Origin of the sequence: Pedobacter alluvionis, from assembly GCF_003664035.1 — a bacterium.
In the GTDB taxonomy this organism is placed as follows: Bacteria; Bacteroidota; Bacteroidia; order Sphingobacteriales; family Sphingobacteriaceae; genus Pedobacter; species Pedobacter alluvionis.
The window spans coordinates 279621-296266 of record NZ_RCCK01000010.1 but is presented as its reverse complement, the minus strand read 5'-3'; the positions used below and the strand labels follow the sequence as shown (position 1 = coordinate 296266).

The 16646-nt window shown below is 41.2% G+C and carries 9 protein-coding genes and 1 other RNA gene; 3 read left to right on the top strand and 7 right to left on the bottom strand.

What is annotated here, in order from left to right; genetic code table 11:
* Positions 1 to 35 precede the first annotated feature (35 nt).
* Both BCL90_RS01355 and ssrA read right to left on the bottom strand, forming a co-directional pair.
* Positions 36 to 617, bottom strand: a complete 582-nt coding sequence (locus BCL90_RS01355) for a Crp/Fnr family transcriptional regulator (protein ID WP_121282170.1) — start codon at positions 615 to 617, stop codon at positions 36 to 38.
* A 233-nt stretch (positions 618 to 850) separates the two neighbouring features.
* Positions 851 to 1216: a transfer-messenger RNA gene (ssrA, locus tag BCL90_RS01350) on the bottom strand.
* 298 nt (positions 1217 to 1514) lie between these two features.
* On the opposite strand from ssrA, the gene BCL90_RS01345 reads away from it, so the two are divergent.
* From BCL90_RS01345 to BCL90_RS01335, 3 genes are all read left to right on the top strand, one after another.
* Positions 1515 to 2105 carry a GIN domain-containing protein gene (locus tag BCL90_RS01345; protein ID WP_121282169.1) on the top strand — a complete coding sequence of 197 codons (591 nt, stop codon included), beginning with the start codon at positions 1515 to 1517 and terminating at the stop codon, positions 2103 to 2105.
* 324 nt (positions 2106 to 2429) lie between these two features.
* The gene (locus tag BCL90_RS01340) at positions 2430 to 3545 is read left to right on the top strand and encodes an alpha/beta hydrolase-fold protein (protein WP_121282168.1); all 1116 of its coding nucleotides are present in this window, start codon (positions 2430 to 2432) and stop codon (positions 3543 to 3545) included.
* A gap of 419 nt (positions 3546 to 3964) precedes the next feature.
* Positions 3965 to 5134 (top strand): alpha/beta hydrolase-fold protein, encoded by a 1170-nt coding sequence (locus BCL90_RS01335; protein ID WP_121282167.1) that lies wholly within the window; start codon positions 3965 to 3967, stop codon positions 5132 to 5134.
* 415 nt (positions 5135 to 5549) lie between these two features.
* Here BCL90_RS01335 and BCL90_RS01330 read toward each other — a convergent pair whose 3' ends face one another.
* From BCL90_RS01330 to BCL90_RS26195, 5 genes are all read right to left on the bottom strand, one after another.
* Positions 5550 to 8462, bottom strand: coding sequence for a glycosyl hydrolase 115 family protein (locus tag BCL90_RS01330; protein WP_121282166.1), 2913 nt, complete (start codon positions 8460 to 8462; stop codon positions 5550 to 5552).
* A gap of 270 nt (positions 8463 to 8732) precedes the next feature.
* On the bottom strand, positions 8733 to 10667 hold the full coding sequence (locus BCL90_RS01325; protein WP_121282165.1) for a RagB/SusD family nutrient uptake outer membrane protein: 1935 nt from the start codon (positions 10665 to 10667) through the stop codon (positions 8733 to 8735).
* 12 nt (positions 10668 to 10679) lie between these two features.
* A complete protein-coding gene (locus BCL90_RS01320; RefSeq protein WP_121282164.1) occupies positions 10680 to 13769 on the bottom strand; it encodes a SusC/RagA family TonB-linked outer membrane protein in 3090 nt (1029 codons plus the stop codon).
* Positions 13770 to 14436: 667 nt separating this feature from the next.
* Entirely contained in the window at positions 14437 to 16407 is a 1971-nt protein-coding gene (locus BCL90_RS01315; protein ID WP_121282163.1) for a sialate O-acetylesterase, read from the bottom strand.
* A gap of 141 nt (positions 16408 to 16548) precedes the next feature.
* Positions 16549 to 16638, bottom strand: a complete 90-nt coding sequence (locus BCL90_RS26195; RefSeq protein WP_166792148.1) for a hypothetical protein — start codon at positions 16636 to 16638, stop codon at positions 16549 to 16551.
* Between the last annotated feature and the right edge of the window lie 8 nt (positions 16639 to 16646).

The following is a 16646-nucleotide window of genomic DNA, read 5'->3' as shown; positions in this document are numbered from 1 at the left end:
TAAATCAGAAAATACAATTGATCCAGGTCAAGCCACTACTTACGCTGTGCAATATTTTTCTTGATGCGGCTAAGAGTTTCAGGCGCAAGGCCGAGGTAAGAAGCGATGAGGTTTTGAGGTACCCTTTTAACCAGTGCCGGGTTGCTTTCTACAAGATTGATGTATTTTTCTTCCGCGGTATGTGTGTTGGAACTAATTAGTCTGCGCTCTTTAGTAAAAAGGCTATTTTGAAAAAGAATACGAAAGTACCGATCCATCTTGGGAACTTTCAAGGTCATCTCTTCAAAAGCCTGCTGTGTGATCATTAAAAGTTCAGTATCTTCCAACGCATCGATATTAATAATAGCCTTTTCACCTGTAAAAAAACTATACATGTCCGAAGTCCACCAACCTTCCCAAGCAAACATATTCATATGTTCTTCGCCTTTGTCATCTACATTATACGACCGTAGCAACCCTTTTCCTACAAAGCATAAGTATTTGCAAACGTCTCCTGCCTGAAGCAGGTATTGCCTTTTTCTTAGTTTTTTAGGGATAAAAAATATTTTGATAATTTCCTTTTCCTCTTCGGTTAGTAAAATTTTTTCCAAAAGATGTGAAAACAAAACTTCAAACATTCGCAATATATTTTGACTATGAAAATTCCGATTGAGATATTCAAATGTAATCTTTATTACTCAACGATCAGATTGAATGTTCCAATAGATGACGATGCGATTAACTTATATTATAGTTATATAGCATGAAGATAGGCCAAATTTATTCTTAAATTTCGTAGAATCAACGAAATGCTTCTACAAAGAAAACCCACCTATAAAATAGCTGGGTTTTCTTCAGTAATACCGAAATTTTGTGGAGCCGAAGGGAGTCGAACCCTTGTCCAGTTGTGAGATAAATTATACCTTCTACATGCTTATTTTTCAATTGATTTTCGGAAAATAAACGGGCTGAAAACCGACCTTATTTAAATCCTTAGATACTTGATCTCACTTTAAGTCGTATCTCCTTAAAGCCAGCTTTGTTGTTTCGATGCCCCGGATTCTAACCCAACAATGCAGCAGTTAGAGGGACAAAAGCTAGTTAGTTCTAAACTAAGCAGCTAAGGCGTAAGTATTTTCGCCAACTAAAATGTGATCGTTCACTTTAAGTGCTCTCCGAACAACGCACTGCATGCTAACATAACTTTCGCCACCCCGTCAAATCCAAGAACGGCCCCAGAGAAAGTTCCTGGTAAAAAAATACCAGACCACAAATATACAAAAAACTGCGTTAAATAACAATTCACTTTATCTATTGTAGAAAACGTAAAAAGAAATCTCATTCATCCACTCAGGAAAGAACCTGTAGAAAACTTACGGCGACCACCCTCTTTTTGTCTTTAAATTCCGGGCGTTGGTCGATTAGCTTCCCAGGCTGGTATAATGCTGCGATTTGCGCTGAAACGTTTCCGGTGCTTGCACGTCTTACTATCAAAACAACAATAAAAACAGTATAAAAATTAAAACTCAAAGCATATGAAAACTTTATTCAAAACCTTATTCGCATCATCTTTAGCATTGGTATTATCTACTTCAGCAGTATTATCAGCACATGCAAATGAAACCATCAAACCTGTTCATGCTTCAAAAGCATTGAGCTTCAAACGCATCAAAGTGAAAGGAAATGTAGAGCTGACCATTATACAGGGAAAACGTACCGGCATCAGCTATGCAGATGAAAATACCGGCAAAGTTAAGGTTATGCAGAGCGGAGATGGCTTAGAGATTACCTCTTTGGATAACAGCACCGCGAAACTTACCATTTATGTAAATGAGATTTACCGCATCCATGCAATGGATAATGCGAAAGTAAAAACACAGGGTAAAATCAATACACAATACCTGCAGGTTTTTCTAAGCGGAAATGCATCACTGGATTTAAACTCACAAACTGAAGGATTGTATACGGTGATTGAAGACCACGCTGATTTAACCTTAAGCGGTTCAACCGGCGACCACATGCTGGTAATGGGCAAAGGACAAAAGCTGGTGATGGACAAATTTGTTGCAGCCAATACAAAAACCAGCTTAAACACTGAAAATGCATTAGCCTCCCTTAGCAAATAAAAAAAGAATTATATTTTGGTTCAGGCGGTCTGTTTACAGGCCGCCTTTTTTTGTTCGTTTCGAAAGCCAAACATTTGATTCAACGTATCTTCAAAGTTACATACTGACTTATGTATTGAAAATCACCTAAAACACTAATTATCAAAACCAAATAACTCCCTAATCAAAATAAATATCCTCGTAATTGATGATGTTAAACATTTCTACTAGGAAACTAAACAATTTAAGCAACCCTTTATAAATACATCAATTATCTTTAAGAAACTGTTTTAATTCTGAATATCAAAGACAGCGGGTCTGAAATAACTTAAATAACCAAATATTATGAAATTCAAATTTATTATAATTGCTTTAGGAGTAAGCCTTAGCTATGGCATATGCCAGGCTCAAAACAATCCGGAGCCAATTAAAGAAGACTTTAAACCTGCTGCAACCAATCAGCCAGGCCAACAATTCCCCCAGGTTAATTCACAAGGCTACGCCCGGTTCCGCATCAAAGCACCTCAGTCAGACAGTATCAGGGTAAGCCTTGGTCTTGGAGGGCAGGGAGGAACCAGGCTTACTAAAACTGCTGACGGATTTTTTACCGGTACCACTTCGGGTGCAATGGATGAGGGTTTCCACTATTATCATCTGACAATTGATGGCGGAATATTTAATGATCCCGGCGCTATGAACTATTTTGGCTCATCCCGATGGGAAAGTGGAATTGAAATCCCTGCAAAGGATGAAGATTTCTACGCAAATAAAAATGTAGCCCATGGAAATGTGCAGCAAATACTTTTTCCTTCAAAGAGTACAAATTCCTCACGCAGGGCATACGTTTACACTCCTCCAGGCTACGGCAAAGATAAACGACGTTTTCCGGTGTTGTATTTACAGCATGGATGGGGCGAAGATGAAACCGCCTGGAGTAATCAGGGACGTGCGAACCTGATTATGGATAACCTGATTGCGGAAGGAAAAACTAAGCCATTTATCATCGTGATGACCTACGGAATGACCAATGAAACCAAATGGGGACGCATGAAAGACTTTAAAATCGATGGCTTTCAAACCTTATTAACCGAGGAACTTATCCCCTATATAGACGCAAACTTTTCAACTATGACAACCGCAAACGGTCGCGCCATGGCAGGACTATCGATGGGTGGTATGGAGACGCATACCATTACACTAAACAAACCGGAACTTTTTGACTATTATGCGCTGCTTAGTGGCGGGACATACAACCCTTCTGAGCTTAAAGACAAAGCAAAACCGCGATTAATTTTTATTAGCTGTGGCAGCAAAGAACGTCCTGAAGGCGTAAAAAATGCTGTTTCGGCATTAAAAGAAGCGGGTTATAATGCCGTTTCTTATGTTTCGGAAAATACCGGCCACGAATTTCAGACCTGGCGCCGGAGCCTGCGCGAGCTTGCGCCGCTATTATTTAAATAGATTAGTCGGCCGACCAGATTATTGGCCTGTGCGATATGTAATTCCCCTCTTTCAGAGGGGTGTCCGTAGGACGGGGTGTTCTTATTAGTCCTAGCCGGACAGGCTTCTTTCTTTTTGGTGTCAAAAAGAAACAAAAAACACCGGCTGAAAATTTTTCTTTCGAAGCTAGTAGGTTGGCTTAGGCAGTGCAGCCCGAAAAATTTGTTAGGCCGGATTTACGTAGAACGGGGATACTGTGCTATGGCCTAGTTGGATGGAAATGCAAGGGTAGTTAAACTGCTGATTAATAATAATTACGAAATAAAATCATTGATAGCGTGGTCGATTACTTTATTAATGCGTTGAAATGGTCTTCAACTACGCTCAGACTGACATACGAATAAATTTTATTTGGTCTTAACAGGCGCTAATTATCAAACATGAAAGCTAAAAATATTATTTTCTTATTTGCCGGCTGTTTATTTAGCCAGGTTTGTTTAGCTCAGACTGAACTGAAGTCTGATTTAAAAGCATTCAGACCGGCTGAAAGTAATCAGCCAGGCAAATTATTCCCCCAGGTAAACGATGAAGGCAAAGTGAGGGTAAGCTTATATGCACCTCAGGCGGCTAAAGTTCAGTTGGATCTGGGTGGAAAAAAATATGAGATGACAAAAAACGAGGAAGGCCTCTGGACAGGTGAATCCGCACCGCAGGACGAAGGTTTCCATTATTACCAGCTCAACGTGGATGGTGCCTCAATTCCGGATCCTAACAGTCGTTATTTCTACGGCGCAGGGAGGCTGGGCAGCGGTATTGAAGTTCCGGCTTATGATGAAGCGTTTTATGCTTTGCAAAAGGTGCCGCATGGTATGGTTAGTGAAAATATTTACTATTCTAATTTAACTCAAACCTGGAGAAGGTGTTTCATCTATACACCGGCAAGTTATTACGAGAATAAAAATTCCCGTTTCCCTGTGCTGTACCTTCAACACGGAAGCTTTGAGGATGAAACGGGATGGGTTAATCAGGGAAAAGCAAATTTAATCCTTGATAATTTAATTGCACAAAATAAGGCAAAGCCGATGATCATCGTTACGGATAATGGTTACGCGCTTAAACCAGAAGCAACGGAGGCACCGGAAAAAGGACAGGGCATTTCAATTTTTGAAGATGTACTGATTAAAGAAGTGATTCCAATGATCGATAAACGCTTCCGCACCCTGGCTGACCGGGAACACAAGGCTATTGCCGGGCTTTCAATGGGTGCAAATCAAACGATGCGCATCGTGATGAAGAATCCGGATAAGTTCGCTTACTATGGTGGTTTCAGTGGTACCTCAAATTATCCCAACACAGATGTAATCGATCCGGATGTATTTATGGAGGGAAAGTTTAAAAGTGGAACTGAGTTGAACAAGAAGCTTAAGTTATTGTGGCTGGGACTCGGCACCAAAGAGCCAGCTCCCTTTCCTAAATCCGTTGGCGCATTCAGGGCGATGTTAGACAAACAAGGAGTCAGGTACACTTATTATGAATCTCCAAAAACAGCACATGAATGGCTTACCTGGAGACGCAGCCTGCAAAATTTTGCGCCCTTGTTATTTAGGTAGACGAATATTGAACATACTATCAATCCTGCGTTTTCAGAAGCATAGGAACTAATAGAGGCTATCTCATAAATCAATTTATTTTGAATCTTATCATGTTGAGCTTAGCCTGTACTGAGCTTGGCGAAGTATCGAACACCCAAAAAAGGCTTTTTTACAAGTCCTTCAACAGGCTACCATAGACCGAATCCATTAGCACGGTCGTCATCTCGACCGGAGCAAAGCGAAGTGGAGAGATCTATTTAGTTAGATTTCTCGACTGCGTTGCACTCCGCTCGAAATGACGGTAACTAGGGGGATTTTTACGCGTAGATTAATACAGTCATTTATATTGATTTTTATAAATAAATTACCCCTCAGGATGACATTACTTATTATGAGACAGCCTTATTAATTTTTCTTAAATTATTTCGAATAACTATCTTAACATCTCATTTTCTACTGGTCCAAGGTAACTAGCAGGTAGTTTATCCCGGTAGATTATTATTTTTTCCAGCACTACTGCCGGATCAACCATCCATATTTTTACGGTATGCCTGCCAGGAACTTTAAAGAAATGTGAAGAAGTCAATGTTCTTGCATTATCCCTGACCGCGTTTGCCCAACTTGCATCAGATCCTGAGGCACTAGGTTTAGCTATGATGGTGAGGATTTGAGGGGCTGCACCATCTACAGAAATTCCGACCCTTAACCCTTCCGGGGAGAAGTTTACAGTTGGCCCAACGACCAGATCAATTTTAACCTCACCGCTTTTAGAAAAGAAAACAGGATAAGTTAAAGTCGGGGTACCAGGTTTATCCAGCGGGGCTGAGGTGACCGGAAAAATCGACATCCCTGCATCTCCCCTTCCATAACCGGGAATAGCTCCCCAGCTTATGCCATTCCTGCTTACCTTTTTACTTGCCTGAAAAGCCTCAAATGAAATCGGAGCACCTAAACTTGCAAAGGTTCCTTTTGCTTCAGCCAATTGCTTAGGTGTTGCCTTGTTGGCTTCAACTTTTATCACTACTTGCGTAGATTGATCTGATATTTGGATTTTACCCTGATGCTTTCCGCTACTGAGTTTGGCCCAGTCAATATCTACCATTACCCTATAATCATTTGTTCCGGGAACGCTTTCCTTTTTCAAACGAATCCAATTATCGGATTTTAAGTCGAAATTAATTGGAACGGATCCTTTTGCAAAAACTTCAAAATAAGACTGAAATTTATTTAAAGATTCGAATCGCGGAAGCATAGACGCCGGAGCATTAGATGGCCAGCTGGCGGATGAACCATCAACTGCTACCCCAAAGCCTGATTTTGAAGAAAGCTGGATTTCTTCTGTTTTGGGCATGATATTTTTCTTTGGATCATTCCAGCTTGTATAACCAATCCTGACCTGATCCATCATGTGATTCCACTTACCCCCTGCCATTTTAAGATTATATTCATCACTAAGCTGCTGATCTTGTTTAAAAAGATCAAGGGCAAGGTTACGCTGAAGGTTTGTGGCAGCCCTTCCCTGTTTAAAGTAAAGCCTGTTTTTTCCTACAGCAATATATAAGTCCGTCACCGTTTTCATCGCCTGGATCGGATAACGTACCAATTGATAGAACGCATCTTTATACTCCTGTGGCAGCTTGTTATTCACCTGCTCTGTCCTGTCGTACAATACGCTCCATTCCGTGGCCACGCGCTGCGCTTCACTGAAGTTTACCAGACTAAAAGTTTCCGGCCCCAGCAGCTCAGGTTTGCGCCTGGTTGTATATTTGGAGTACAAGCGCACCAAATCTGCAATTTCTTTCGCCTGGCCAGGTCCAAATTCACGTGTTGCCCAGTGCAGCAGAAAGCCTGCAAGCTTTTCACGGTTCACCGCTTTGGGGTTCCATGCCATCCGTAAAAAAAACTCTATCGGAATCTCCATTGGTTTCAGATCACCAACATTTACTACCCAAATACGGTCAGCACCATAATTATACGCCAGGTTCATCTGCTCCCAAACCTTTGGCAGGGAGGTAGTATTTAGCCATTTATAATTTCTTGGCGCACCAACATAATCAAAATGATAATATATTCCTGATCCCCCGCTACGCTTGCGTTCCTGGGGTGTTGGTAAATGCCTTAAGTTACCCCAGTTATCATCAGCCCACAACAGGGTAATGTCATCAGGAACTTTCATCCCGAAATCGTAATAGTCTTTTACCTCTTTATATAAAGCCCAGAGCTGTGGAATCTTTTCTACGGGCTTTTCCATATTTTCAGAAAGGATTTTGCGCTGGTCGGTTATTATATTTTCCAGCAGTTTAACATTGGATGCCATATCACCACCTTCTACCATTGGCTCATCTCCATCTCCCCGCATCCCCATGGTTACCAGGCTTTCGTAGTTTTTATTCCTTTTGATGCCTTCCTGCCAGAAAGCATTTAAGCCCTGAGGATTTGTAGCATAATTCCAGGCGCCAACCCCGTGTTTTTTCCATTCCTGTTGTGCGCGGATCATTGGTTCATGATGGGAAGTGCCCATCACAATGCCATATTCATCTGCTAGGCGTGGATTTTCGGGATCATCCTCATTAAATGCATTACCCCACATGGCTGGCCAAAGGTAATTACCCCTCAGGCGAAGTAGCAACTCAAACATACGGGTGTACATCTTACTGTTCATCCCACCAAACTTTTCTTTGGCCCATCCCGTCATTGCCGGGGCTTCATCATTAATAAAGATGCCTCTATATTTAACTGCAGGTTCTCCTGAACTGTAACTTCCGGAAACAGCATAAGCATTTTTCCTGGTTTTTGGCGGCACATCGGCCCACCAGTACCATGGAGATACCCCTAACTGTTCAGATAATTCATAGATACCATATATTGTTCCCCTTTTGTCGCTTCCTGCAATAACCAATGCCTGATCAACGCCAGGAAATGGGTTTTTGACAGTTGATATGATAAAACTCTCCCACTTGCCTGAAATGGTGGATTTACTCAGCTTTCCTGTATTGATGAGCTGATCGATCAGTTTGTTTTTACCCAGGGTTCCGATCAGAATAACATCTTTCTCCGAAGGCTTAACGCTTTTCAATTCAGGCTTTACGCCCGAAACGCTGAAAAAGTCATGACTTAAATCGCCGATTGCCCTTATAACGCCCTTATAATCATCCGCATCATAAAAAATATTCGCTGTCCTTCCTTTTTCTATTAGTGCAACATCTTCTTTATTACTTCTGGTATCATGAATAAATTGTTTTTCCAAACCCAAACTTGTCTGCGCTTTAGTGTAATCAACCCAAAAAGTGAAAAGGATAAGGAGCGAAAAGAAAATCTGGCTTTTTTTAAAAGAATTAGCTTGCATTAGGTAATAATTTAGGTTTTGAGTTAGCTATTTGTTTGAGCGAATTATAGATATGGAAACTGCATCAGCTATTGGTTTTTTTTATTTCCGGATAGTGCAAACCTGTAGGTTAGAATGCCTGAATGAAAAGATGAGCTAAGAACAGGAATCAAATTACGATGATTTCATTTACCCAAAAATCTTTTGGCTGCCAGAAAAGCCAGGCTATTTTATAAAAAAGAATGAGCGGAATCAATTGACGCCGCCCATCTAACTAAACCAAAATATTTTTTAATAACCAGGATTCTGGTAAGCCTTTTTTTCATCTGCACTCATCTGCATGCCATCTATTTGTGTCTGAGGTATAGGACGTAGATATAATGCTGGTGTGATGGTACGGGTTACTGTCTGTGGCGTGTGTTCGCCATAGTTGACTCCGGCAATAGTATAGGTAGAAGAAAGCTCAGCCCATTTTTGGGTACGGATCAGGTCATACCTGCGGTAACCTTCAGCATAATATTCTCTTGAGCGTTCTGCCAAAATATAATTAATATCTATGGTAGCCGGAGTAGCCGCAACCATCGCTGCACTGTTATCCTGAACTTTAACAACGTTTCCATTATTATCAAAACGCCATTTACCAGCTCTTGCACGAATTACATTAATTAACTCGCGTGCACTTTTACCAGCTTTAGTTGTTGCTCCTTTTACGGCTGCTTCTGCTGCAACGAAGTAAAGCTCAGAAAATTTAGCTACCGGGAACGGGCGTGTGCTACCCGCATTTGGCTGTCCAAGTCCTGTACCATTGTCAGTGCGGTAAGGGCCCAGTTTCCAAAGTCCGGGATAAACGATTCTGCTGATTCCTCCCGGAGCCACCACATAATCAGCTCTTCCAGGTAGAATACCTGCTCCTATACCACTGATTCCAGCGTCCGTTGGGTAAGCAATTGCAGGGTCATCTGTATTTAAAAAGGTCAATACTGCATCTCCGGGAACTACAGATAGCCCGTTTGCATTCACCAATGATGCCGGCGCACTTGATGGTGGATTGTAGCCTTTAGGCCAGTTACCTCTGTAAACCGTGGTGAAAGTACCGTCATATCTCGAATCCAATGTTTTATCAGCGAAGGTATTTTTTAATACTTCAACTGTTGGCGCCATACGGTTCCACGGACGACCTAAATGCTGCTCGGCTTCTCGCTGAACGGAACTGATGCCTCCACTACGGATATTCGTATAGTTCCAGGTCATCATCCAACCGGCGAAATTATCAGGTGCACCACCACTTCCATTTGTCAAACTTCCACCATTAAATTTCTCGCTTGTCTGCGTATGATCAGCGTATAAAAGCGTTTCTTTATTACGGTCATTCACCGCCCAATTCACATCATAATAGGTATCCATTAGTCCAAATGCACCTGGGTTTTCAATTGCATTAGTAGCAACATCGTAAGCCTGCTGGAAATACCAGTTCGCATCGTGCCCATCCGGATCAGTTCTTGCAGACGCCGGATAAGTTGGAATATTGTTAGGGTTTTGTAACCACCAGCCATACGTTAAATAGGCTTTTGATAAAAATAGCTGCGCAACTACTTTGGTTACTCCGCCAGTAACTCTTCCTGTTGCAGGCAGGTCGGCAATTGCTTTAATAAGATCCGGAAAAACTGCCTTTGTATAAACCACAGGCACTGTATTTCTTACAGAAGTTCTTGATGGATTGGTATTGAATTTCAATTCCCCGGCGCCTAAATCAAGCGGAACACCGCCGAAAGTCTGCACTAAAAGAAAATAATCAAAAGCACGGAAAAATCTGGCTTCAGCCACTAACGAATTTGAAACACCGGCAGCAGCAGCATTTTCGATGATGCCACTGGCATTGTTAATGTTTGGAAATGCCTCGCTCCACAATACACTGCTCGGATAACTGGTCGATAAAATAGATCCTACTCCAGAGCAGTCCATGTCTTTGAAGTTTCCATCAGCGTCTTTGCCCCAGGTGGCTTCATCTGTACCGGTAATCAAAGAATTATAAAAATACGACTGACCATACATGTTTCGTAAGTGTGCATACATGCCGGTTAATGCTCCGTTTACCCCTGTCGCGGTCTTTAAATAGTCAGGTGTAAAGATGCTCCTCGGTTCTTCGTCCAGGATTTTAGAACAGCCTGAAGAGATGACCATCAGTAACCAAATACCCAGAATGGCTTTTATTTGTATATTTTTCATATTCAAATGATGTTAAAATGTTAAGTTTAGACCTGCAACATAATTTCGCGTCGAAGGTGTGTTCGTTCCAATAGTTAAGATTCGTCTCTGGTAAGAGTTTACCGCCTGGTTTTCATCTCCGAATGAATTGGTTTCCGGATCCATACCTGACTCATCATGGTAAGGTGAGAACATGACAAACGGATTTTGCACCGTTACATACATGCGGAGCTTTACATTGGAATTTTTAATTAAATCCCTGTTAAAATCATAACCAAGCGATATGGTTCTTATTTTAAGGAATGAAGCGTCAAAAAAGCCCAGTGTGCTTCCGTACTTAGGGTTATCACCGCTGGCAATACCACCTGGTTTAGGATACTTTGCTCCTGTATTTTCAGGTGTCCAGTAATCTACCTTAACATTATTTCTACGACCTGTTAACAAATTAAGGTAACCCGCCGAACTATATAATGTACTTACTAAAGTTCCTCCGCTTTTGAAAAGACCAACAACATTCAGATCAAATCCTTTGTAAGCAACCCTGGTATTGAATCCACCTGTAAATTTAGGATCAATATCAATAATTTGTCTGTCTGCAGCGCCGATAGGCCTGGTTGGCACGCCATTGGCATCATAGTCTCCGGTATATTTAACTTTGATCATACCAACATTGCCGCCTGGTTCCAACACATTTAAATATGGGTCTCCTGCCTGCCATAATCCAACTTTTTCGTAGTCATATATCGCATTAATATTATGGCCCACAAACCATGCATTTCCTTCATCACGTGTTTGTCCCGAAGCTAATGCTGTAAGTTTGTTTCTGTTTGCAGAAATATTGAATCCTAAATCCCAGGTCCAGCCACCCTGATTTTCAAGAATGACACCATTAAGGCTTAATTCCCATCCTTTATTCTGGGTTTGGCCAATATTAGCAGTGTAGCCGCCTACTCCTGCTGTGGAAGGTAATCCAAGATTAAGTAAGATATCTTTGGTTTTGGTATCATAGTATTCAAAGGTACCTGAAATGCGGTTTTTCAAAATTGAAAAATCTAGACCATAATTCCAGGTTTCAGAGTATTCCCATCCCAAACCCGGGCTTGGAAGCTGAGATAAATAATAACCGGTTGAATAGGCGTTGTTACCAAAATTATATGGACGTGGACTTAACAAACCAAGTGTTTGATATGGATTAACCGCCTGATTGGAAGTCTGACCGTAACCTACACGGATTTTTAATTTATCGATTGCCGTGATGCCTTTCATGAAAGATTCATTCATCATATTCCATCCCACAGAAACGGCCGGATAAGTATGCCATTTATATCCTGGCGCCAAACGCGAGGATCCATCCGAGCGAAGTGTTGCACTCAATAAGAACCTGTTATCATAAGAATACATAATCCTGCCCATGTAAGAAACAAGACCTGTAAGGCTATATTGTCCATTGCCGATCGTCAACTCTCCGTTAGCCTGTCCAAGATTATAAAACTGGAAGGCTTCAGAAGGAATATCTCTGGCAGTCATGGAAGAAGAATTGAATTTATTTTGTTCTGCTGAATATAAAGCAACAGCATTGAAGCTGTGTTTTCCAAAACTGCGGTCATAGGTAATTAAATTCTCAAGCGTCCAGTGATAGGTTTGTGAATTACTTACCCCTGCTGTTGAAGGCGTAGTGGCTGTGGTACTGCCCACTCCAACACCTGTGAAGTTACCATTGTTACTTTGGATAAAATCCAGACCAAGATTTGCACGGTATTTTAATCCTTCAACTCCGGGAATTTTCACCTCTCCATAAAATGAATTGTAGGTGGCAAAACCACGGGTTTCATTCAACCACTGGTCACGTAAATTTTTAACAATTCCATTGGTAAAAACATACGCTTCATCCTGCGGACTTCTGACAGTCCTTTTTAAACTTCCATCCGTATTATAAGGATTTGAAATAGGGGTATTAGCCAGGTTGCCGTAAATTCCAACCTGATTGCCCTCGCTAATATTGTAATTGTTATTTGTTGTAAATCCAAGGCGGAAAAGCTTTCCTATTTGCTGATCCAGCGAGGCTTTCATCGAATACCTCGTGTACTGCTGTGTAGGAATTAAACTCTGGTTTTTATAATAACCACCACCAAAACTATAGTTACTGGTTGCTGAACCTCCGGTTACACCCAAATCATGACTGGTCATAATAGCACTTTTGTTATAAAACAAGTCTTGCCAGTCGGTATTTACATCATTTGCTTCATCCACACCAAGGGTGGTGAATTTTCCTGATGCTTTTCTCAATGCAACTAATTCCGGTCCATCCATCATCGGGTATTTTGCAAACAAGGTTTGCAAACCTGTATAGCTGTTGTATGAAACTTTAGCGGGCGCTCCAACCTGGCCTCTGTTGGTCGTCAATAAAATTACGCCGTTGGCACCCCTTGAACCATAAATAGCAGTCGCAGAGGCATCTTTTAAGATATCAATACTTTTAATATCGTTAGGATTGATATCGCCAATAGAGCCAGGAAATGGGATTCCATCCAATACAACAAGCGGTTCGTTACTTGCCGAAAGTGAGCGCTGACCGCGGATGAGGATTTGCATGGTTGCACCTGGTTTAGTTGAGGTTTGGGAAATGTTAACCCCCGCTAACCTGCCCTGAATAGCCTGGGCAATGTTAGGAGCCGGTACTTCACGAACTTTGTCTCCCCCAATTGATGCCACAGAACCCGTTACGGCTTCTTTACGCTGGGTACCATAACCTACAACCACAACCTGGGCAAGCTCTGCTGCGCTTGGCTGAAGGGTAACATTTATCGTGCTCTGATCTTTCACCAGAATTTCTTTGCTGGTATAACCAACGTAAGAGAATACTAAAACCGGGTTTGCCCCAGTGGTGGTAATAGAAAAACTTCCATTATCCTGGGATGAGGTACTGGTATTGGTTCCTTTTAAAAGAACACCCACACCAGGCATTGCCTTACCTTGTTCGTCAACAACTTTACCTTTTACCACAGTTTGTGCCTGTGCAATAACTGCTGAAAATACCAGCGCCGTTAGCAGCATAACTTTGGGTAAGCACCTGAAAAATTTCAAGCGCGATGTTACATAAGTTTGTAAAATTTCACTTCTCATATAAAATGGTTTATAAATGGTTAAAAACGAATAGAAAAAAAACTTACAGTGTCAATTGAAAAATCAGCCAGCGAATAGTTAAATCACAAGCTATAAAAAACTGACTGTAAATTTTAAATCCAATTCATTATTGTTGTGATAAAGGTATTTACATTGATAAACGCCTCCTGATTTAATTGTGCATATTAGTAGTATAAATGTTCAAACCAGAATGTTCTGGTTGCGCTTATAGCACAGGAAAATCAGCCTAAAAAACATGGGAATTTAGCGACTAACAGTACGGTAAAAAACAAAAATCAGTAAGCTAAAAATTTAAAAAGCAAACATAAAAAACGCCTATAAACACCAATTAAGCGCCATTCGAATAAAAAAGCCATTATTATAAGAACAGTTATAATTCTCGAAATTTTCGCAAATAAAACCTAATAAATTGACTTATTAAGAGGGAGTAAACAGGTAAAAAAGAGCTAGAATTTCAATTTATGCAATCGGTTGAATTTTTTTATTTTATTTAACACAAGCTGTCCATATTGTAAATCCAGTTAAACAAAAAATTACGGCAATGTCTCCGATTTTACTGTTCGATTTATGGCTAAAAGAGCAGCAATTTACAATCAAAGGCAAGCTTGTCCAAGGTTTGATGCAGAAGTTTTCAGGTACACATTGATTATCTCGAATGATCAACTTCTGCTTCAAAAGGGGAAGCCGGTAAATTGGCTTTGTTGTATAAATTTGCCCGATCGGGATTATCTGCCCAGGCATAACGGATAAAGGCAGGCTTTAGAACCAAAGGGCTTGAGAGCACAACAGCATCTCCCACTATCCTGGCCTGTGCCCAATAAAAAACCTTATCCTCACCCGCAATGACAAAACCTATCAGTTTATCAGATCCTTTAATCATCAGCCCGGGCTTAGTATGTTCAAAATTTATGGTTACTTCAGATCCACTTAAATGATTTGATTTATAAATAGGTCCTGAATAAATAATCTCCTGGTCGTGGTAAGCTAAATGTGAGGCCCATAGCGCCAAACGTTCACCGACATCTTTTTTATCCAGCGGATGAATATCATTCCATTCACCGGCATCAATGGCCACAGCCATTCCTGTGTTAGGTACTGAAAGTGCCTGCAGCTGGCTCTGCCTAAACTCCGCCCAGATACTTTCTTCTGGTAAATAGCCGGCTTCCATAAAATTAGGCAACTGTGCGTAGATAAACGGCAGATCTCCCTGCTTCCATTTATTGCGCCAGTCTTTTATCAGCGCCGGCAACAATTCTGCGTATGCTTTCGGATCTCCGGTATTCGATTCACCCTGGTACCAGACAAAACCTTTTATTGCAAATTGTACAGCTGGCGAAACCATGGTATTGAATAATCCGGTTGGTTCATTCTGCGCTACTAACGGCATTTCGGCCTCACCTCGGAAAGCCTGGTTTTGCCTTGGCTGAGCATAACCTACTTCGAAAGTCCATTCGCCACGTAAGTCGATCTTTTTTTCAGGAGTTAACAAGGAATAATTTTTATCTGGCACAAAGCCGCCTTTGCCACTGCTGCTCACAACTTTAACAATCAGGATGTTTTTTCCGCTTTTCAACAGCCCGGCAGGAATAACATACCTGCGTGGAGGATATTGATAGGTAGTGTTGCCGATAAATTTACCGTTGAGGAAAACCGAATCTGCATCGATGATGCGGCCTAGATAAAGCTTAGCCTGCTGTCCGCTCATTTCTGCGGGTATTTGCAGTTCTTTTCTGAAATAAAATATCCCGTTGAAGTTCCGGAGTCCCTGATCAGCCCAGTAGCCCGGCATCCAAAATTTTCGCCAGTTGCTGGCATTAAAATCCGGATCGATCCATTTCACCGGACCCGAAAGCCCTTCATCAACTACAGGAACTGTTGTAGGCCTTTCTAAGTTCTTCTCTTTAAGCCTTTTTTGATAATTGGCCATAAATGCCGAATCCCTGAAATTATTTATTTTTTTCGTCTGTGCCGGATTCGTCAAAAATGCATCACGACTCATCCAGGCCTCAATCGGGGTACCGCCGACGCTTGAATTGATGATGCCTATTGGAATGTTATATTTTTGAAAGAGCGTTTTTGCAAAAAAATAACTTGTACCTCCGAAACTTAATATCCCTGCACCAGTGGCAGGAACCCATTTGCCCGGAGGAAGATCGATCGATTCTCCAGACAGGTTTGATTTGGTTGGAACGAAAAAGTTTCTGATCAAAGGAAAATGATCCTTTTCAATCACCTGCGGATAAGCTTCCTTTAACCGCTCCATTGGCAAGGCCATATTGGATTGCCCCGAACAAAACCACACATCTCCCAGCATAATATCATCAAGGGTAATTGTATTTTCACCCCTAACAATCATTTTATAAGGGCCACCGGCTTTCATCTTGTTCATTTTCACTGACCATGAGCCTTGTTCATCGGTGATAGCTTTATACGTTTTCCCGCTAAAACTGATGGTTATTTTTTCTTTTGCTGCCGCCCAGCCCCATATCGTTAAGGGAGTTTCGCGTTGAAGCACCATGTGGCTGGATACCAACTGTGGTAGGGTAACCTTGCCAGAAACCGAAAAACTGAAAACCAGTAGCCAGGTGAAGCAGCATAAAATTAATTTTGTTTTCATATTTTATCAATTCAAAATTATCCAACAGTACTGATCTTTTCCTTACCGTTTGAATATAATGCTGCGATTAATGTTTAAAATTACTTTTATTCACTACAAAATCCTTCTCCAGCTCTTCACTTTATTCTGTAAGCGCTGAGTTTAGTTAAATTTGATATTGAAATAATCAAAGTCAGTATGCCCACCAATTTGCTGCGTAGCATAATTGAAAAGGCCAAAGCGATACCCCATAAAGTGCG

Bases quoted from the DNA above. Each gene is read 5' to 3' on its own strand.
- BCL90_RS01330 (WP_121282166.1), bottom strand. From the start codon at position 8,462: ATGCAAGCTAATTCTTTTAAAAAAAGCCAGATTTTCTTTTCGCTCCTT.
- BCL90_RS01355 (WP_121282170.1), bottom strand. From the start codon at position 617: ATGTTTGAAGTTTTGTTTTCACATCTTTTGGAAAAAATTTTACTAACC.
- BCL90_RS01325 (WP_121282165.1), bottom strand. From the start codon at position 10,667: ATGAAAAATATACAAATAAAAGCCATTCTGGGTATTTGGTTACTGATG.
- BCL90_RS01315 (WP_121282163.1), bottom strand. From the start codon at position 16,407: ATGAAAACAAAATTAATTTTATGCTGCTTCACCTGGCTACTGGTTTTC.
- BCL90_RS01345 (WP_121282169.1), top strand. From the start codon at position 1,515: ATGAAAACTTTATTCAAAACCTTATTCGCATCATCTTTAGCATTGGTA.
- BCL90_RS01340 (WP_121282168.1), top strand. From the start codon at position 2,430: ATGAAATTCAAATTTATTATAATTGCTTTAGGAGTAAGCCTTAGCTAT.
- BCL90_RS01335 (WP_121282167.1), top strand. From the start codon at position 3,965: ATGAAAGCTAAAAATATTATTTTCTTATTTGCCGGCTGTTTATTTAGC.
- BCL90_RS26195 (WP_166792148.1), bottom strand. From the start codon at position 16,638: ATGGGGTATCGCTTTGGCCTTTTCAATTATGCTACGCAGCAAATTGGT.
- BCL90_RS01320 (WP_121282164.1), bottom strand. From the start codon at position 13,769: ATGAGAAGTGAAATTTTACAAACTTATGTAACATCGCGCTTGAAATTT.